We start from the raw sequence: 20,422 nt of genomic DNA on the forward strand, positions 1-20,422 counted from the left end.
TTAAATACCTACTTTTAATGAGAGCGTGAATTGTTTCTGGATAGGCTGTGCAACCCCGCCCGAATTGAAGAACTCCGGATCCTGTCCCTTTAATTTCTTGTCTGCATAAATCAGCCAGGGGTTGATGGCTGCCGCCGTAACCGACATCGTGCTCAGGCCTGCGCGCTTGATGAGCGCCGGCGGCATCTGGTAAGTGAGCGATACGGTCTTCAAACGGATGAAGTCCCCCTTTGCCACCCTTTCGGTCGAATAGTTATAATTGTTGTAAGGATATGCGCCGCCAAACAGGATCTGCTCAAAAGCATCTACAATGGAAGGCACGTTTGTCAGCTTCTCCTCGCCCGGCATCATCCAGCGGTCATAGAACTCTTTCGGCATAGCGTCCAGGTCAGAGTAATCTGTTTTGAAAGCCGGGTACAGGCGGATCTTGTTTCCCCACTGGTAAGTGAAGAACACATTCAGTGAAAACGCCTTGTAGTTAAAGGTGTTGGAGAAGCCGCCTGTAACAGGCGGGTCTACCGGCCCTTCGTATACCAGGTGGGCGGTCTGGTTATCCTGCAGGTATACATCTGATTTACTATCCCCGTTCTGGTTAACAAACAGCGGCAGACCGGTACGGCCATCCAGGCCTTTGTACCGGATAGAGAAGAGCCCCCTTACGGGATATCCTTCTTTGTTTCCGCCTTCTGCCACCACCAGGTCAAAGATGGTGGGGATGTTCTTGGCATTGGTGATCTTGTTGGTGTTGTAACCGAAAGTAAGGTTGGTTCTCCAGCCCCAGTCTTTACGGCGTATAACCTGGCCGCCGATCATCACCTCCATTCCTTTGGATTGCATATCGGCATAGTTGGCAGCTTTATAGATTTCTCCGCCTATACCGGAAGTTTTAATAACACTGATCAGGTCAAAGCTCTTACGGGTGTAGAGGTCCATACTGAGGGTCAGCCTTCTGTCGTAGAAGCTCGCATCCACCCCCAGGTTGGTGGTGTACAATTTCTCCCAGGTGAGATCATCATTCTGCAGGTGTGCCAGCTTAATAACAGATTCCACCTCGTTGAGGTGAGGGCGGTTGGTGTTGATGGTCTGGTACACGATGTTGGAGTTGGTGGCAGGTCCCATACTGGCCGTTAGTCCATAACTGGCCCTCAGCGTCAGGTAGTCAACCACGTTTACCCGTTGCATAAAAGGCTCTCTGTCCACATTCCAGGAACCTGCCACGCTCCATGTTGGCAACCACCGGGCCTTGCGGGACTGCCCTAACCTGTTTGACCCATCATAACGGGCCGTACCGGTTAGATTATACTTACTATCGTAAGCATAGGTGGAGGTTGCGTAAAAAGCGGCAAAGCGATCAAAATCCTTGCTCATGCCGTAGTAAGGGAAGTTTCCTTCGATGGTTTGTTTAAGGATACGGTAGTCAATAAAGGGTACGCCACCATTCTCATACTGGTATCCATACCCTGTACTGGAAGCTGCCTGGCGGTCGGCGTATTTCACCTGTTGACCTACCAGTACGTTCAGGTTATGCTTCTCGCCAAAAGTGTTGTTATAGGTAAGGCTGTTGCGGAAGTCATAGTTCACCAGCTGATCTTCTGAACGGTTGTAAAATCCGCCGTAGGGCAGTACTACAATAGGCTGCCCGTCAGGATTGTTCGGATCCCTGTAAAGAAATTTATTGTTCTCTGCAATGGTAGCATTGCCGTTTGCACGGTATGCATTGGCCATGTTGGCATTCTCGGTGATCTGGTGTTCGCGGGATGATTTCACATAACGCAGGGCGCCCACAAATTCATAGCGGATATGATCGTTCAGCTTAAAGGAAAGATCTCCCTGCAGGCGCAGATCGATCATATTCAGGTTCAGGTAATTGTTCTGCAGCTCGTTGATGATGTTGAAGGGAGCAAAATTCCTCCTGAAATATTCGAGGTTGCCATTCTCGTCAAAAGCCGTTAAAGTGCGGCTGGTGTTGAGGGAATAGCTGAAGGGATTAATATCGAAGTCACGGTCATACTTACCTTCTACCGGGTTGCTGGTACGGGTTAAAGCACCCGGCGCCCTTTGCTGCCTCACAGATCCCAATGTAGAAAAACCGGTAGAAAGCCGGTCGGAAAATTTATAATTATTACGATAGTTCACCGTATACCGGTTCACCTTATCTCCTATAGTCCACCCATTATCGCCATAGTAGCTGGTGGAAAAATAGGATTGCGACCTGTCTGTCCCGGTGGATATGCTTAAGGAATGCTCCTGGATAAAGTTGTTGCGGAAAAGAATATCAAACCAGTCTGTATTCGCTTTGGCATAACGTATCAGGAAGGCTTTCCTGGCGGCAGGCGTGTTCTCCAAAGGAAAATTTCCGTTGTCATCCCCGTTCAGGCGCTCGTACATTTTACCATACACCCCAATGTCACCACGGGAAAGAATGTCAGAGGTCAGTATACCTTTGCGTTCCAGCTCACCCAGCACAGACATCTGCTGCGCGGAGTTCATAATGTTATAATTGCTGTAGGAGGGTTTCAGCTGGGTGCTGAAGTTACCGGTGTAAGTTACAACGGCCTTGCCCACACGTCCTTTCTTGGTAGTGATCACCACTACGCCGTTCATTGCACGGGCGCCGTACAGTGCAGTAGCGGCGGCGTCCTTCAGGATGTCAAAGCTCTCAATATCGTTGGAGTTAAGTCCCGCAACGGCAGAACCCAGCAAGGTGGTAGGATCACCGCTGGACAACTGGTCGTTGGAAATATTCACTACATCTTCAAGCACCACGCCATCTACCACCCATAGCGGTTTGTTATCACCGTTAATGGAAGTGGCGCCGCGGATACGTACTTTGGGGGCCGTACCAAAGGTGCCCGAAACGTTTTGTATTGCTACACCGGCTACCCGTCCTTCCAGCATACGGCTTACATCTGCTACACCCTCTATTTTGGCGTCTTCCATTTTAAGGCGGGTAGCGGCGCCGGAGAATTTGTTCTTATCTATGTTCTGGAAACCCGTTACCACTACTTCCTGTAAACTGGTTGGCTTCTCTTTCAGCTGTACGGCCAGCAGGCCGCCTTTGAACGTGCTGAGATGAACTTCCTCCACCCGGTAGCCCGTACCGCTGAACACCAGTATGGCATCGCTGCTGATGCGCTTCAGCTCAAACGCTCCGTTCTCGTTGGTGATAGCGCCGCGTGCAACACCTTTTACGCCCACCGTAATGCCGGGTAAAGGTTCTTTCTTTTCAGAAGTAACGACGCCCTTTACATCTATAATACCCTTTTGCTGTGGCACGATAACTGGTTCAATGTTCAGCGCCTCTGCAGCGCGGGCCGCTTTCTTTTCTATCTTACGGATCACAATGCGGTCATACACCAGCGAGTAAGAAAGAGAATAAGGTGTGAGCAGTTTGTCAAGCAATGCGCCTACCTTTTCGTCATGCGCGTGCAGCGTCACTTTGTTAATATCCAGTGCTTCGTTATTTACATACACAAAAGATATATCTGCCAGGTCTCCTATCCTCTCCAGTGCATCTTTTAACAGCACGTCCTTTAATTCGACAGTGATCTTTTTGTCGAGCGCGTTCTGCGTGCTCATACCTGCAGCCTTCGGGCTTTTCATTGTGCTCAGTAAGAGCATCAGCACCAGTGTTGATAGTTTTAAAAGGAGCCTCTTTTTAATGCGCATGTTGCACTTGTTGATTTAATGAGCGTTAAGTACAAGGTATAGGGCAATAGGGCGCCGTTAGCATCCGCCTGTGTTTTTGCGGGTGCCTTGTACAGTTAAGGAAATAGAGTGCCGGTCCTGTTCTTTTGCAGGAACAGGCAATAGTTCAGCAGCTGTTATACAGCGCAGTGATTTTTACATTGGATAATCCTGTAAAATGATTGACTAACCGGTTGGCGGTAATTGATAACTTTCCATCATAGTGATTCAGTTTGGTTGACTCTTAATAGGTTGTATTACTTTATTATGCACAATGCTACTTAGTACAGGGGCATAGGAGCCCGTTCCGGTCGTTTAACGACACCAGAAACACCAATAGATTCTCTGCAAATACAATGTTTGCTGGATTAACCTTACCCTCCTTGTACCTGAAAGGTTACTTTGGCCGGGTCAAATAGGGACTGTTCATAATAGCGATTGAATTTTGGTTTTCAACTAGGTTTTAGTTTAGATTACTTACTACTGACAGCTGCCTCCGGTAATGCGATAGCTGTTGGTACTGCTGTCCTTATGAATATTCGCATTTAAAGATATTGCAATGAGCGTAAGCGCTTTGTCCAGGTCTTCATCCACATCAAAATCTCCGTTAAAGGCGCAGGATCTGATCTTCCTGTCTGTTTCAATCCTTGTGTTATAATACCGCTCCAGGTCATTCACAACCTTTTCAAGCGGTACGCCTTTGTACATGAACCTGCCGCTGTGTTTCTGCGCATAGAAGCGGGCATCGTCAACAGCATCCTTCATCTCCAGGTGATCTGTGGCCTTATTATATACAGCGCTTTTATTGGCTGTGACGATCATCGCCTGTGCATTACTGTCAGGCTCGCCTTTTGCGAGCACCTGTACCCGGCCCGTTACTACCACTACTCTCGCTTCTTTTGCATTACGGGCCTCTATATTAAAGGACGTAGCCAGTACGGTGGTATTGATCAGTGACGAATGAATCACAAAAGGGTGTTTTTCATTATGGGCCACTTCAAAAAAAGCTTCACCTTCCAGGTTCACTTCCCTCTTTCCCTGGTTAAAGTGCTGCGGATACTGCAGGGTAGAGCCAGGCTCCAGGGATACCAGTGATCCGTCGGGCAGCGTAATTGCTTTACGCTCCCTGGTGGTGCTTACCACCAGCTGCGCGGGCGTTTGCCTGCTTATACGGTAGTATCCTATGCCCAGGGCCAGCAATATAGCTGCCGCTGCCGCTATCCGTAAACGATATACCTTTATCTTCCTTCCACCGGCAACGGTGGGAACAGGTATATCTTTATGAATTCTCTTTAAGAGCTTCTCTGACAGTTTCCTGTCCAGGGTGTGCTTGACAGATAATAGGTCTGCATCAAATTCCTCCGCTGCTATTTGCTCCAGCTCCGAAAGATCATTCCCATCCAGATATTGCAGCATCCATTCCCTTTCAGCAATCGTCCACTCCTCGGTATGTAATAAATGCCTGAGATATTCCTTCCTATTGTGCACGCTGTTCGGTTGTTTAAATTAAATACAATGAGGTGATAAAAAAGGGTGGGTGTATTCCCCAAAATAATCACATATATTTAACAATAATATACATCTGCTGGCAAGTTATGCATTTTCCGCGTTATAAGTCGTTGTGGAGGAACAGTAGTAAAAGCACTATGAACTTGTGCTCCGTGTTTTTCTGGATATAGTCATTAAGCTTTACCATGGCGGCAGAGAGGTGTTCTTTCACGGTGTTACGGGAAATATTAAGCTCGCTGGCCACTTCGTCATAGGTTTTACCTTCCAGCTTGCAGCGGGTAACAATTTTACGCCTTTGCGGGGATAATTCGGCAATGGCTTTTTCCAGCAGATGGTACTGTCCTTCCTGCATGGTTTTATAATCCAGGGATAACTCGTCTCCCAGTTCCTGCGCCAGTAGCTTTTTATGCAGGTTTTGTTCGCGCAGTTTCTTCCGGGTATAGTTCACAGATAGATTAAAACTGATCACAAACAACCAGCCAGCCACGGATTGAGAGGCGCTGATCTCCTGTCTTTTTTCCCAAAGCTTTATAAATACCTCCTGTAAGATATCTTCGGCTACCGTTGTTTCCTTCACAAATTTGAGGATATTGCGGTAAACCACTTCGTGATACTTCCAGTATAGGGTATCAAAGGCGGCTACATCATTTTTATGTAACCTTTCTACTAATACAGCATCTAGTGTGTTCATGTTGGCATTTGGTTGTAAAAGCAGTCCCGCTTCCCCCAAAGCAAAAGTTCCCTTTTTTTGAACTATAAAATACTGACATTTCTTATGACTTTATAACAAAAATTTAAATTAAAATATTTGCAAATGTGCTTTACGTTGATAAGTACACTCTTCTCTTTGCCTTATAACACTAAAGTTGGTATAGGCAACTATACGCTCAAACCTGTAAATGACCGCTTTCCCCTATTCTTTTCAGATTAATTTTCCTATTCTTTATTTTGACCGGCAAAACGATAATCCAGATTTATGATGCTCAGACGAACCCTGTTACTATGGATCTTACTGCTGGGGCAAACGATATTGCATGCCCAGGAAAAGTATGTTTTTACCAAAGGACTGATCAGCGGCCCATGCCATCAATATGGCAGACAAGCCCTTTTTACCGACCAGCTGGCCTGGATGCTGAATGCGGGTAAGCTGCCAGCACCCGTGGAAGGCGGCACTGCTCCTGTTAATGATAAAGATGCCGCCGGCAGCTGGCAGGCTATCCTGGCAGATAGCGCAGGCATGTTCAAAGGACGGGCTATCAATAACGGCTATCTTTATCTAACGTATGAATCAGCTACTGCACAAACAGCAGTGTTAAATATCAGCGGCCACCAGATGGTGTATGTAAATGGCGTACCGCATGCAGGCGATATCTACCGTTATGGCTGGATGTACTCGCCCATACAGCTTAAAAAAGGCCTGAATGAATTTTATGTACGTACGGCCAGAAGCTGGGGCAGGCAAGGCATACAGGCACAACTGCTATTTCCGCAGCAACCCGTGTATATCAGTAAAGCAGATTCCACCATGCCTTTTATAGTCAACGGTCAGGAAAATGACGGCTTGTGGGGCGCGGTGGTAATCGTCAATACTACCGCCAAACCACTGAAAGGACTGCAACTGAGAGCCAGTGTAGCGGGTAAAGGGATCACTACAGCAATAGCTGACATTGCACCGATGACCACCCGCAAGGTTGGTTTCCGGATAAACGCCGGCAACGTTCGTCAGAAAGGCGATGCCACCTGCACACTGACGCTGATCAATAACAAACAATCTGTTGATGAAAAAACACTGGCCCTGCAGGTAGCAGATGCCGGTGAACATTACAGCAGCACCTTTGTAAGTAATATTGACGGCAGTGTTCAGTATTACAGTGTATCCCCACAGGTACCCGCGGCGGCTGATACTGCCAAAGCCCCTGCCCTTTTCCTTTCTGTTCACGGCGCTGAAGTACAGGCTATTAACCAGGCCCGCGCCTATGTGCAGAAAGACTGGGGCGTACTGGTGGCGCCTACCAACCGCCGCCCAAGAGGTTTTAACTGGGAAGACTGGGGAAGGCTGGATGCACTGGAAGTACTGACTATCGCCCGGCAAACCTTTTCGCCAGATCCCAGCCGTATTTATCTTACCGGCCATTCCATGGGTGGGCATGGCAGCTGGTACCTGGGCGCCACCTACCCGGGCAAATGGGCGGCCATCGCTCCCTGCTCCGGCTATCCTACTTTGATGGGTTACGGATCAGCAGACGGTCTCATACCGGATTCACCTCGCAACAATACAGAGAAAGTGCTGCTCAGGGCCAGCAACCCAAGCAATGTGCTGCAGCTGGCCACCAACTATAAAGCAGCCGGTGTATACATATTGCATGGGGATAGCGATAAAGTGGTATCTGTAAACTATGCCCGCCAGATGAAACAGGTATTGTCTGGCTTTCATCCCGACTTCAGTTACTATGAATACCCGGGTGGCGAACACTGGTATGGTAACCAGTGTGTGGACTGGGATCCGCTGTTTGCCTATTTCAAATGGCATACTATCACACCAGACAGCAGCTATAATAATATCGACTTTACCACCGCCAATCCGGCTATCTCTTCAGGCATGCGCTGGGCGCATATATTACAGCAACAGCAGTCCCTGGAGTTTAGCCGCATACAGCTAAGCAGGAGCGCCGACAGGCAAACCATCAGCGGTACTACCGCCAACGTACAAACGCTGATACTTATATTGTCTGACATCGCACCTGGCACCACCGTCCGCATACAGCTGGATGGCGAAGCGCCTATTGCCTATACCAAACAAAACACCGATACATTGTACCTGCACAAGGCATCGCAGTGGACTACAGGCACATTACCTCCTGCCGGCGAAAAAGGCGTACAACGAAATGGCACACTTAAAGAAGCTTTCAACAACAGGATGGTATTTGTGTATGGCACAACAGGAACAAAGGAAGAAAATGAATGGGCCTATAACAAAGCCCGTTATGATGCGGAAACATGGTACTACAGGGGTAATGGCGCGGTGGATCTTATAGCAGACAAGGATTTCAGCGCAGCCGCCTATGCAGACAGAGGGGTAATTTTATACGGACATGCAGCCAGTAACAAGGCATGGAACAGCTTACTGCAGCATTGCCCCATACAGGTTAACAGGGGGAAACTGCAGGCCGGCAACAAGCAATTTACCGGCGATGACCTGGCCGCGTATTTTGTCTGGCCAAGGGAAGACAGCAAAACCGCTTCCGTGGCAGTGATCAGCGGCACCGGCTTAAACGGCCTCCGCGCAGCAGAAGCCAACCAGTATTTTGCAGGGGGCAGCGGCTTTCCCGATTATATGATCTTCAGCGCCGAACTTCTGAAAGGGGATATCAATGCGGTGAAGGCCGCTGGATTTTATGATAATAAGTGGAGGTTGGAGTAATTAAGGATTAATAATTAATACGACGGTTGCCCTGATGTCAGCAATCTCTTAACGTTATCTTCATGAAGGTGAAATAGAAGATGGTGTTAAGAGATTGCTTCGTGGTTTCGTGGCTTCATATGCCAGTTGGCTACTGATATAGCCTTACTTTCCCTATCATCACCTTTCCTTGCGGCGTAGTTACATTGACAATGTACACGCCGTCTGTATACTGACCGGACAGGCGGAAGCGCCGGTCTTCCAGTAATTCATGCTGCATTTCCCTACCTTTGATATCATGAATGGATAACCGGCTGCCGGCCCATTGTTCATTACCTACCAGCAATAACTCTCCCGAAGAGGTATTGGATGATAAATGCAGTTTTACCGCTTTTGGCGGTACGGTTACAAAGCCAGATGCATCTCCTATCGCCTGCTGGCGCTGACAGGGACTAACCGTTACCGTGATGGAATCGCGGATCCTGTCGTCAGCAAATAATTCGGAAACAACATAATAAACAGTACTTACTCCCGGACTCACGGTGTACCGGCTGCCAACATGCAGCAGGTTCCCTCCTGCAGGTGCATCATACCACAACGTTTCGGGAAAAGGTGTGCTGGTGGTGGCAGTAAGGGTAGCGCTATCACCCTGGCATATACTTACCTGTTCATACTGAATGGTAAGCCTTGCATTAGCGGTCCATTGTGCATAGAACTTTGAAGCGGCTTCGGGTCCCTGGGCAACCGTAACTAAAGGGCAATACATTGAAAGTAACAATATGGCATAGTTGCGCACACTGCTGCGACTAAGTGGAATTTTCCTAAGCATACGTTTAAAACAGGTTTAACGGGGGTTTTCTAAAATGATCTTGTTGTACCAGTCATTCCGGTCTTGGTATCGTATCTAAAGTTATTTTGACATATATTAATGACGGCTCTACACTGTATAATGGAAACGGAAGATGAAGGTACGGATATTTATATTCTGGCCAACTACATAATGATGGGGTAGCCGGTAAGCAGTGTGGAGGTATGCAATATTCGTTAATTACCGCAGGATGTTATGTAGATGTTATGTACATGTTATGTAGATGATATGTATCTTAAAAGATACACATCATCTACATAACTACAATATAATGTCTACGGAAATACCTTAAGTTCACTACCGGATCTATACCAGTCCGGGTTACTGTTGAGACTCAACCAATACGATCTTTACCCTGACAGCCCCCTCCGGCGCACCGCCCGGGGTACCGTTTGGCAGTTGTCTTTCAATGGAAAGACTTCCCTGGGTGTGGGTATATGAGTAGGAGAAACCCGCATAAACTTCCGGTAAAGCCTCATAGGTGCCACCGTTATCGCCGGAGATGGACACGACTATGCCAAAATCCTGGTTTACCCGGCCATCGATCTCGGGGATGGGAAGGGTAACCACCCAGCTCTGGTTCGGGATCAGCTCCCAGTCGGTAGCTGCCACATCGAAAAAGATCGTCTGATTAGGTGTAACATACTCATATTTCTTGGTGCAGCCCGTAAATAGCACGGCCATTAAAAGAACCGGTAAAAATAAAAACGTTTTCATGCTGTGAAGGTTTTGATATATTCGTGCGCGGAATATTAAATATAGCACTCATATAACAAAGACAATGCCACAATACGATAGGTTACTGTTGCTTACAGGAACGGTAAATGGTTCACCGTTAATAGCTGCCAGCTATATTTCCGGTTATACAATTTTTTCCCTACATTTATGTCATACCTGGTAAACCCTGATGCCCATGTTTACACAACAATCCTCAAAAGATACCTTTTCTGCCGGTTCCCGCGCTGCTGCGGATCAAGCCGTTTCCACCTCCGCCCTGCAAATGAAAGCACCGAAAGAAGATGAGATGCTGCAGGGAAAATTCGTTACACAGCTGCAATTGCCCGAGGAAGAGGAAAAAGCCGTACAGGGAAAGTTTGTGCTGCAGAAAGCAGCCAAGGAAGAGGAGCAACTGCTGCAGGGAAAATTTCCGGCCCAGCTGAAGGAGAATAAAACCGGTATGCCGGATAAACTGAAATCAGGAATAGAGCAGCTATCCGGGATGGATATGTCAGACGTTAAAGTACACTATAATTCAAGTCAGCCGGCCCAGCTGAGCGCGCTCGCCTACGCGCAGGGGAATGATATACATGTAGGGCCCGGCCAGGAAAAACATCTGCCCCATGAGGCCTGGCATGTAGTGCAGCAACGCCAGGGAAGGGTGCAGCCTACCATGCAAATGAAAGAAAGCATTCCGGTGAATGATGATCCGGGGCTGGAACAGGAAGCGGATAGGATGGGGCAAAAAGCGGCAGAGGGATAACGCTTACTTCCGATCCATCAACTTAGCGTTTTTCAACATCGCATTTGCCTTTGCAAGCTTTTCAGGAAACAATGTACCATCAACGGTGCTCCTGGTAACAACTACCGATTCACCATCCGGAAGCTCCAGGATTATTGTACGCTTCTGAGTTTTCTTATTGCTTCTTTTGATAATAGACATAATCATAAATTTAAGTATTTTTCCTGACAAAAAATGCATGATAATCAATAGCTGATGAGGGATCGAAAGAGACTTCTTCCAGGTTACCATCGGATAGCACTAATGCGGTGATTAAATATTCGTTGCTAAATACATAATAGTAGTTCCGTAAAATGCGCCTGTAAAGCCTGGTACGGTCGCTGCTGCTACCAACAAAAAATATTGTGGCATCGGGAAGCTCACTTAAAAAGGATACTATTATCTTAACTACCGTAGCCAGCACTTTTATGATATCGCCATTATTAGAACCGACAGTATCGTCCAGGGTTCCATTTGGCAATTGATCACCGAATCCAATATTATAGTACCGTGGTATTTCCATTGCCGTAAACTCTACAGCTTTCTCAATTTCCTGCTTCCCTGAGCTTACAAAAACATATCGTTCAGAACTAACGCGGGTGAACAAATAGGATGGTTGGTTCATCTGATTATTGCTTTACTAATAACACTCATCAAATAAAGCGCAATAATAAAGCCCTTAAACGGAAAATAAGTTAATTACGCGTTAACACCGTCAGGAATATTTATATCAAAATAACACTCCCCTTACACTGTCTTTCCTTCCTTTCCAAACTCTTTCCTGATACCCGCCATCACATCTTTATACAGGATAGTCTGGCTGCCCCGTTTCAACGCCATTAAACAGCTATAACGGCTGATATTGATAATAGCGCCTCCTGCCATCTCATACTTCCTGGCGATATCTTCCAGGTCCAGCTTATCCTCCAGTTGCAGGTGCGCCGGAAAAGCCTGCTGCCATAAACGTAAACGGTGCTCAGGCCCCGGCATGGAGAAATAGATCATCGATTGAAAACGCCGGCTGAAAGCTTCGTCAATATTTGCCTTTAGATTGGTAGCGAGGATCACCATTCCCGGGAAGTCTTCTATCCGCTGCAATAGATAAGCTACTTCCTGGTTGGCATAACGGTCGTTGGAAGACGATGTTTGTGTGCGTTTGCCAAACAGCGCATCTGCCTCATCAAAGAACAGTATCCAGTGCTGGTGCGCCGCCCTGTCAAATACCTGGGCCAGGTTCTTTTCTGTTTCACCAATGTATTTGGACACGATCATGGAAAGATCTATGCGATACACATCCATGTTAAAGCTCTTTCCCAGCAAACAGGCAGTCAGCGATTTACCGGTGCCCGGCGGGCCATAGAACAGGCTGCGGTAGCCCGGCTTGATCTTACGGCTCATACCCCATTCGTTCATCAGGGTATCACCATGCTCAATCCATGCGCGGATCTCGTCCACTTCCTCCATGGTATGATCTTCCAGTACCAGGTCGCTCCATTCGAGGCCCGTATGGATACGTTTTGCCGGGAAGTGTATACTGTAATCCGGTTTATGGGCGGTACCCAGTGTGAAATAGCTGAGGTATTCCGGGTACAGGCTCAGCGTGCCGCTTAAGAACGGTTCTTCTGCATTGGCGGGGATCAGCTTCAGTATAGCGTGTTTGGCAAAGAAATGATCCGGTCCGAAAAGCTCTATCAGCTGAAAACGTTGCTGCAGGCTGTTGGCCGCCAGCAGGAATGCCGCCGTTTCGCCGGTAGGCAGAAAGCCGCCGTGATGCAGGCCTTTAATCCCGCCAAACTCCGTAAACCCACGGTCGTAAGTGGCGTTCCTGATGAAGAACACGTCCAGTAACTGCGGACGGATATGCGGGATCAATGCCAGCAGCAACACCAGCCTTTCCATTGTGTTCATTTTGTAATGCAGCACGATCTGTGCATATACGGCCGGCTCTCCGCTGAGATCGGGCGGCGGTGGCTCTTCCTGTTCGCTGCCTGTATCGTCTGCTGCAAAGTATCTTTTCATCCGCAGGTCTGCCAGCTGCTGAAACCAGCTTAGCTCCCGGTTTAACACCGCTACATTATCCTGTATCATTGAAATACCCATTCTGTATATAACATTTTGTCCATCCAGGAAGTTTTGAGCATACCAAAGCTCCAGGGCAGGGTCTGTAATATCATGTCGTATCCCCGCTGCTCTACCCGCAGGAACCAGGCTTCTTCTGTCTGCCATAATGCGCCGTCTCTCACCAGGAAGGCTTCCCGGAAGCCTTCAACGGAAGTATGCTTCATCCGTTCCCATTGTTGCAGCACCACCTGCAGCATTTCCTGCGACAACTGCTTTTCTTCTTCCTTCAATGTCAACTCCAGGGGCACCGGCTCTTCCAAAGGGAAATTACACAATACTTTATTCAGCACCAGCTCATGCTCGGCATGTTCTTCTTTCAGGTTCACGGTATACTGCAAAAAATGTATGGCCCTTATCTGCGCTTCCGGGCTGGTGAACTGCCCCGCAGCTACATATCCCAGGCGCTGAAAAGCGAAGGTAAGGAAAGGGTACAGCAACACCAGTCCTGCATTACCTACATAAACAGTATCCGGCTCGGGCATCTTTAAGGGTTCGTATTCCCTGGCGGGCTGCTCCTGCTGCAAAGGGCGATCATTTTGCTGTGCTGCAGCCCCGGATGGCTTTACAGCCGGCAATGCGGAGTTTGGCACCTGCCGTGGTGACAGCAGCTGCAGATCCTTCTCATACATACTGCTGCGGATATTGTCCGTATGCAGATGCGTCCGCGCATACTTAATGGCGCGTTGCTGCAAAGCAGGCAGGATATTACGCAAATGATTATAAGAAGAGATGACGGTCTTCTCATTCACCTCCACCAGCTCTTCAATAAAACCGCGTGCAATGGCGGCGCCATTATTCATTAAGAACTCCAGGAAACGCGCCGCATATGTCGTTGCATCCGGCAATGTGAACTGCCCCGTTAACAGCAAAATATGAAACTGCCTGAACAATATGCGCAGCTGCGCTCTTTCTCCGCTATCTGTTACCATCCTGTCAAAAAGCTGTTGCAGCTCACGCAGGGCTGCGGTAGCGGGATGCCCCCATCCTATCTCAATATCTCCCATTATGTCCAGGAAGGTATCATCATCCAGCTGCTGCGCTGCATACTGCACCAGCGCAGGGTAGTGAAAGATGCGTTTATAAAACTGCTGTCTTTCCTGCCTGCCCTGTTGCTTATAAAAACGCACGGCATCCCTGAAGCTGCTAACAGCATTTTTCAGGGAAGGCGCAACCGTTTCCTGCAATATCAGCAGGCTGTCTGCTATTGCAAAAGCTTCCAGGCTTTGCCTGATATTGTTCTCCTGCAGCCCCCCCACGGGCGGTGTGAATACCTGGTATATCTCCATCCTTGCCGACAGTAAACCTTTCCCCTCATTGAACAGGGCGTTCAACACGGCAGGCTTTTCGCGGAAAAGCAGTATAACAGATTGCTTCAGCAGGGTCTGTACGGTGGCGCCATCCACTCCATACAGATGGTCGGGCAGGCGTTTATAAGACAGGAAGTAACTCAGCAAATTAATAGCCTGCTCCAGCCATTCCTGCTTTTCTGTTGCGCTGGTGATGGTGTCGTATTGACTGAACCTGTGCAGCAAACGGGATACCGCTGCGGGGAGGCCCGGCCGTTGTTCTCTCAGCGGCGGCTCCGGTTGCTGCGGCAGCTCCTGCCACAAGCCGTCCATTACCACCATGGTTCCGGTCTCGGGCGGAGCCAGCACCTGTTTCATCCATGACATCAACAGCTCCCTGACAGGTGCAAGGGCAGTGCTTACCTGCCAAAGATCATACACACGGTTAAGCATAAACGGCAACCGCTGTATAACGGCGGCGGTATCCGCCAGCTTTTCCTTATAATTGATATACAGCCATTCCAGCATACGGGCGCTCAACCAGATGGTCTCGCTTGCAGTAAAGGAACCCGCCTGCGAGGGCAGCGTTCCTTCTTCCAGGAAATGCCGCAGCCAGGTGGTAATGGTAGCGCCAGCTCCTTCCTTTTCCTCCATCGTAGCAGGCGCCCCGTTATCCCGGATAAACCGTATCAGCGGATGAAGGTGTTGCGAAGTTTCCGGAACATGGCCGGATGCAAATGCATGATATAGCGATGCTGCTGCTGTTTGCCAGCCATTCACAAGCTGTTGCAGATGATTGTCCAGCCACTGATAAGCGCCTGCATCCGCTGCGCTGATCGTTGGTAACACACTTCTCATAAGCACTGCCAGGCTGCCGGAGCCAGTGCCGCTTACTGCTGCCCAATGATGTAGCGCTTCTTCTGCAAAGCTGGCGGCATTAAAGTGCCCATATCCCGCATCTGCCCACACCTGCCAAAAGGCCTTCATTACCTGCTGCTGCAGGATGGCGGCTTTTACACCTGATATCATGTAACGGTGCACCGATGCCAATAATGTATACACCTGCTCATAGGCCTCCCGGGCAGCATCTGTGAGACCGGCTGCGCGTGCGATTGCAAAGAACTGTTCTGCTGTGATACCGGACAGCCATCGCTCCATCGTATAAGCATGTGTTCCGGCATATTTGAAAACCATTACCAGTTCTGTTTCCGACCGCTCCATCAGCTGCTGTAACAAACTGTGAATGGAAAAATGTGCATAAGTTTTTCCCCACCAGGGAACGCTGCCATACAACAAGCGATAGAGGATCACATCTCTCAGCAAAATATGTTCAGGTTCTCCGGATGATGGCGTGCCTGTTATCGCTGCCGATGGCCTGGTAAAATACTGTTCATTGGCCTGCAGCAACCATTGGTCATTCAGCTGCATGACCAGGGTGCTGCGCTGCGCAGGTGCAAAGAGGTTTGTCCACCTCTTCCAGGCGGTTGCCTGTTGCAGGCTGAGTGTCAGCATTTCCTTCAGCTGCGCCGGCGACCGGCGGGCAGATAATAACAGGGCCTCATACAAGGTGGTCAGCGAAGCGGGTGCTGCCCACCAGGGAAAGGATCCGGATTGCAGGTAGTAACGTAACAGGTTGACAGGCGCGGTTGCCTGTTCGTCCTGTTGCCGTGAGGTAAGATCCCCGAACCGGGTACTGCCTGCCGGGTATTGCTCCCTGTACAGCGACCTGATAAAACCGCCTATGGTAGCGGCCTGGATATCCTGTCTGTAAAATACCAGGGCATCATAGAACAGCTGCAGCAATGCATCATAGTCCACGTTAAAATGATGCGCCATCTGCGTGAGATGGCTGCGGACAAACTCCCTGCGGTTAAAATTGGAACCGCGGTCTGTGAGCAGGTAGGTGAGCACAAACCACCACACCGCTCTCTCCAGCGCTTTGCCTTCTGCCTGCACCACCTGCCGGTGCTGTTGTATATGCAATACTTCGCGGCTATACTCCAGCATGAATGCAGCTTCAGCCGGCTCCAATACATGCACGATCTGTTGTATGGCAGTGATAGAGAACTGCCAGGCAATGCGTTTCCGTACATATTGCAACTGGCCCAGCTTACGTATCAGTACTGCCAGCAGTGCCGGCGCGTCTGCTGCCAGCCGAAAGATCACCTGGTCTGGTTGCTCCCGCTCTGCTGCTGCAGCCCACCAGGGCATAGCGCCACTAAGCAGGTAATATTCCAGCAATTCGCCCAGCCGTTCACTGCCTGTCTTCACCCTTACCTGGCCACTCAGCTGATGCTGCGAACCGGGTGTGCCGCTACGCAGGATACCCGTCAGCGCTTTTTCCAGCGCTTCCAGTAATTTAAGCGGCAGCTGTGTCTCCATATCCCTGTACGATATGCTACCCAGATCCAGCTCCAGTGTATCCAGTACAGCTACCACATCTTCGGGCAAAAGCTGCTGCAGCAGCTCGTCCGTATCAGCTGCCAGTCTTCGCCTGAAAAGGCTGCTGATGCTGTCCTGCAATGCCATTGCTTTTGCCTTTGCGCTGAACCGGACATCAAATGTATAACGGCGGATAATATGGTGAGAGGCGCTCATGCAGATCTGTTACCAGGTCATCTGATCATTGGCAAGATAAGAGATCAGCGGCTGCGCGGCTGCCTGTACATCCCGGTTATCCTGCATGGCTTTTAACCAGTTAAAATAATGTTCTTCAAAAGTGCGCATGGCGGCGATACCCAGCCACTTTAACTGCAGACGAAGCTGTACCGGTGTACGTTCCCTGAACAATCCATCTGCAAAGTCCCTGAATTCGGGCAGCTGAAACCGTGCAGGCCATGCGGGGAATACTACTGTGAGCCCGAAACGAAAAAAATCTTCCCGCAGCATTCTACCGGAGTCATGTTTGACATAGTATTCAAAATACGCCTGTTGCTTTGCTGCCTCATCCTGCAAGGCGCGCAGCTGCGCTTCTCTTTCTTCAAAGGTAGACCAGTAAGGATGCTGATGTAACTGCTGTCCATTGCGGTCAAACATGCGGAACCCGAAACGGGCTTCTGTCAGTCTGGGTTTCAGCAGGAGGTGCTCTACCAGGTAAAAGCCTTCTGAATCTGTGCTGATCTGTTTCAGGTGGCGGATCATATCTTTCAGCGCTGCAGCGGCACGATCACGGCCAGCTGCCCTGAGCACGATCTTCCATGCATCATGGTGATGGTGACGGTACACTACCAGGTGTTCCTTCGTTTCTTCATCATGAACGATCCGGTAATTGTCCATGCTCAGGCCCGTTCTGAGAAAGGATAAGGGCTGGCCCGCAAAATTATAGACCGGAGGCTGATCTGCTACCGCAGGCGCGTCTGTCAGCTCTACTTTCAGTACCTCATCCTTTAAATGATATTCCCTGATAAAATGGAAGTGCGATTGATGCGCCGTCCTGCTGCCCACATTTACTTTGAGGTGAGGAGCGTCAAAAACAGCGCTGAGCCGTTTCTTCTTTTCATCGGGTATGTATAACAGTTTATAGAGCCATCTTTCATAACCGGAGAGCTGGCCCGGTTCCAGCAGGTCATCCCGGTAGTTGAAAGAACGCAAGCGGTTACCGGTCAGCCGTACTACATGACGCAGGATATCAGCCTTCCATTCCAGTTCAGCGCTCACCCTGTTATTGGAGGTCTGGTCATCATAAACCTGGTGATATAAGCTGACGGGATAGGTGATCAGGAAAAGATTGAAGCGTGCCATCAGGTGGTCCAGGATGCGGTTCTTTCTTTCCTGGTATACTTTATCGGTTTCATTCCCTTCCAGCAAAGCTTTTATATAGGCGTTCCCGGTATCCTGTACAAACTGTTCCCAGGTCTTACCCGCAGGCAGGGCCTCGTTGGTGAACGCGCTGATCAGTGGCCGTACATGCGGCACATTATAAAGCGGTTGGATAGCATAGGTATAGGGCGGTGTATTACCAGCCAACGGAGAGAAAAAGCTGCCCAGGTTGCCCAGCTGTGCCAGGTAGTTAGCCAGCAGCTGTTCAAAGAATAAAAGATAGGCCTTCAGCTGTTTGGCCTGTGCCTTGCGCCGGTCGGGCGATGATGCATCCAGTCCCTCAGACCCTATTCCATATATACCGGGAAAATGATGTTGCAATGAGTAGTAACGGCTTACGCTGCGGTATTCCGCTTTTAAGCGCGGATAAGCCTCTCCTGTTTTCTGACCGACAAACCTGCGCCGGGTAATGGTCTTTGCTTTCTGGTAAGCGTTCCAGAACACTACATCCCTTAAAAGATATTCGTACTTGTCACTGAAGATCCTGATATCATTCTTTTCACCGGGTACCTGCAAAAAAGGATAATGCCCTTCTTTTACCATGACCGGTCTTGAGGTGAACACACCATCTTCACCGGCAATATTCAGGTTCTTTACCTTCAGTACGCCCGGTACTTCAGACACCACTTTCATCAGATCAGCCGGATCGATCATTGTTTTGCGTTCTGTCAGATCGCTGTCAGCGATAAACCCCTTCTTCAGCAAGGGACCGCTGTAAATGTCCTCCACGGCATATCCTTTATTGAGCAGCTCATCTTCCGTAAAATAGCGTACGGGCGGATGCATGGCAAACTCAAAAGCATTGCAGACATGCGCCGCTATCTCCTGGGCATCGAATCGCCCGTCTACCAGTATCTCTGCCTGTACGGCCATGAACTGGGGTTGCAGCACGATGATCTCCTCCACATCTTCCCCGATGTTCCGGTGAGACATCAGGCAATTGCAAACGGCGTCAATAACTGCCTGCTGTGCTTCCGGCCTGGCATCCACCAATGCATCTTCCATCTGCAGGAACACCCTGTACACGCCTTTTGTACATGCATAGGGCTGCAGCCCTTTTACCGGTTCTATCCAGATATTCTCCACTTCATCCACCTCATCCAGCACCAGCTTACGGTAATCATTGATCGTAACGGCGGCGCTGCTCATGATCGCTCCTTTTGAGAAGAAAGCATGTAGCAGCGGATCTATATCCCCTTTTCTATCTGCGAGTATTTCGTCTATCGGAAAATCTGTACGGTATGCCAGATCCGTGATGGCATAACACAGCTGTTCCAGGATAGTGACCCCTGGATCATGCAGGTTATAGTCTGTCCACGTTTTACCAGATAAGCGCTGCACATGTTCAATGGCTTCACGGCGCAGCTGTTCATAATCAAATCCCGGATCCCGGCGCTTATCCCGTTCAATAACAATATGGGTATCGGGCATGATAGTATATTTTAATAGTAATAGGTTTCGGGCATAAACATTTCATCGGCCCAGAGCCGGGTAATGCGGTAATAGATATCCACGCCGAGGCCATAGTTGCTGTTGGTGCGCATCTGCAGCTCATAGTTATGGGTACTTCCCTTCCAGCGTACCTTGATCTTGTTCCAGCAGAACCCGTAATAGGCGCATGTCTGCCGGATCTTATTCCGCGAGCTGCCGAAAGTGCTCACCGCATATGCATGCATCATAGCGTGACGGCCGGCGTGCTTCAGACCCGTTCTTGCTACAATTTCGAATGCCTGGCAATTGTCCAGCTCCTGTAATACGGGATGCCATTTTCCATCCGCAGGCACCGTTCCCACCTTGTAGCTGCCGGTACGCCCTTCCATGGCGGTAAAGCCCTTAATATCCACTTTAAAATCAGGATCGCATTTCTTACCGATGCCCAGCTTACCGTCTGTATGAAAGAAGAAACCGCTGGTATCCTTCTTTTCATCCCTGGCGTCCTGTCCGTTAAGATAGGGCTGCAGGCGCAGCGCGGGATACTCGTACTCATCTTTCTCCACAAAAAAGAATGGCTCCAGGTCGTCGGTAGCTTTGTAGAAAGAGAGCAGCCGCTTGGAGGATCCGAGGGCGGCTATCTGCAACCCGTTCTCTTCATCTTTTGAAAAGCCGTCTTCCTGTTTATTAATGGTAGAATCTATCAGGTAGCCGAAATGGTTTTCGGACGGCATCTTTCCATTCCGGAAATACTGTTTAAGCTCTTCACGGCCGTATACCTTTTTATTTTGTTTAGGTTCCAT

Annotated in this window: 13 protein-coding genes; 2 read left to right on the forward strand and 11 right to left on the reverse strand. The window is 49.2% G+C overall.

Features of this window, described 5'->3' with window-relative positions:
* The 3 genes from Q0577_RS02310 to Q0577_RS02320 form a co-directional block, all read right to left on the reverse strand.
* Entirely contained in the window at positions 1-3,669 is a 3,669-nt protein-coding gene (locus Q0577_RS02310; RefSeq protein ID WP_298732410.1) for a SusC/RagA family TonB-linked outer membrane protein, read from the reverse strand.
* Positions 3,670-4,167: 498 nt separating this feature from the next.
* The gene (locus Q0577_RS02315) at positions 4,168-5,175 is read right to left on the reverse strand and encodes a FecR domain-containing protein (protein WP_298732412.1); all 1,008 of its coding nucleotides are present in this window, start codon (positions 5,173-5,175) and stop codon (positions 4,168-4,170) included.
* Between the two features lie 121 nt (positions 5,176-5,296).
* Entirely contained in the window at positions 5,297-5,887 is a 591-nt protein-coding gene (locus tag Q0577_RS02320) for a sigma-70 family RNA polymerase sigma factor (protein ID WP_298732414.1), read from the reverse strand.
* A gap of 285 nt (positions 5,888-6,172) precedes the next feature.
* Between Q0577_RS02320 and Q0577_RS02325 the strand changes: the two genes are divergently transcribed.
* Positions 6,173-8,617, forward strand: coding sequence for an alpha/beta hydrolase-fold protein (locus Q0577_RS02325; protein WP_298732416.1), 2,445 nt, complete (start codon positions 6,173-6,175; stop codon positions 8,615-8,617).
* Positions 8,618-8,747: 130 nt separating this feature from the next.
* On the opposite strand, the gene Q0577_RS02330 is transcribed toward Q0577_RS02325, so the two are convergent.
* The gene (locus Q0577_RS02330) at positions 8,748-9,362 is read right to left on the reverse strand and encodes a hypothetical protein (protein ID WP_298732418.1); all 615 of its coding nucleotides are present in this window, start codon (positions 9,360-9,362) and stop codon (positions 8,748-8,750) included.
* Between the two features lie 423 nt (positions 9,363-9,785).
* Positions 9,786-10,181 carry a hypothetical protein gene (locus Q0577_RS02335; protein WP_298732420.1) on the reverse strand — a complete coding sequence of 132 codons (396 nt, stop codon included), beginning with the start codon at positions 10,179-10,181 and terminating at the stop codon, positions 9,786-9,788.
* A gap of 196 nt (positions 10,182-10,377) precedes the next feature.
* Between Q0577_RS02335 and Q0577_RS02340 the strand changes: the two genes are divergently transcribed.
* Positions 10,378-10,944 (forward strand): DUF4157 domain-containing protein, encoded by a 567-nt coding sequence (locus Q0577_RS02340; protein WP_298732422.1) that lies wholly within the window; start codon positions 10,378-10,380, stop codon positions 10,942-10,944.
* 3 nt (positions 10,945-10,947) lie between these two features.
* On the opposite strand, the gene Q0577_RS02345 is transcribed toward Q0577_RS02340, so the two are convergent.
* The 6 genes from Q0577_RS02345 to Q0577_RS02370 form a co-directional block, all read right to left on the reverse strand.
* A complete protein-coding gene (locus tag Q0577_RS02345; protein ID WP_298732424.1) occupies positions 10,948-11,124 on the reverse strand; it encodes a hypothetical protein in 177 nt (58 codons plus the stop codon).
* Between the two features lie 10 nt (positions 11,125-11,134).
* Positions 11,135-11,587 (reverse strand): hypothetical protein, encoded by a 453-nt coding sequence (locus Q0577_RS02350; protein ID WP_298732425.1) that lies wholly within the window; start codon positions 11,585-11,587, stop codon positions 11,135-11,137.
* Between the two features lie 122 nt (positions 11,588-11,709).
* Entirely contained in the window at positions 11,710-13,062 is a 1,353-nt protein-coding gene (locus tag Q0577_RS02355; RefSeq protein WP_298732427.1) for an ATP-binding protein, read from the reverse strand.
* The gene (locus Q0577_RS02360; RefSeq protein ID WP_298732429.1) at positions 13,047-16,967 is read right to left on the reverse strand and encodes a contractile injection system tape measure protein; all 3,921 of its coding nucleotides are present in this window, start codon (positions 16,965-16,967) and stop codon (positions 13,047-13,049) included. Before Q0577_RS02360 ends, Q0577_RS02355 begins: the two co-directional genes overlap by 16 nt.
* A 9-nt stretch (positions 16,968-16,976) precedes the next feature.
* On the reverse strand, positions 16,977-19,619 hold the full coding sequence (locus Q0577_RS02365) for a hypothetical protein (RefSeq protein ID WP_298732431.1): 2,643 nt from the start codon (positions 19,617-19,619) through the stop codon (positions 16,977-16,979).
* 11 nt (positions 19,620-19,630) lie between these two features.
* Entirely contained in the window at positions 19,631-20,422 is a 792-nt protein-coding gene (locus Q0577_RS02370) for a hypothetical protein (RefSeq protein ID WP_298732433.1), read from the reverse strand.

This window comes from uncultured Chitinophaga sp. (assembly GCF_937898475.1).
Taxonomy (GTDB): domain Bacteria; phylum Bacteroidota; class Bacteroidia; order Chitinophagales; family Chitinophagaceae; genus Chitinophaga.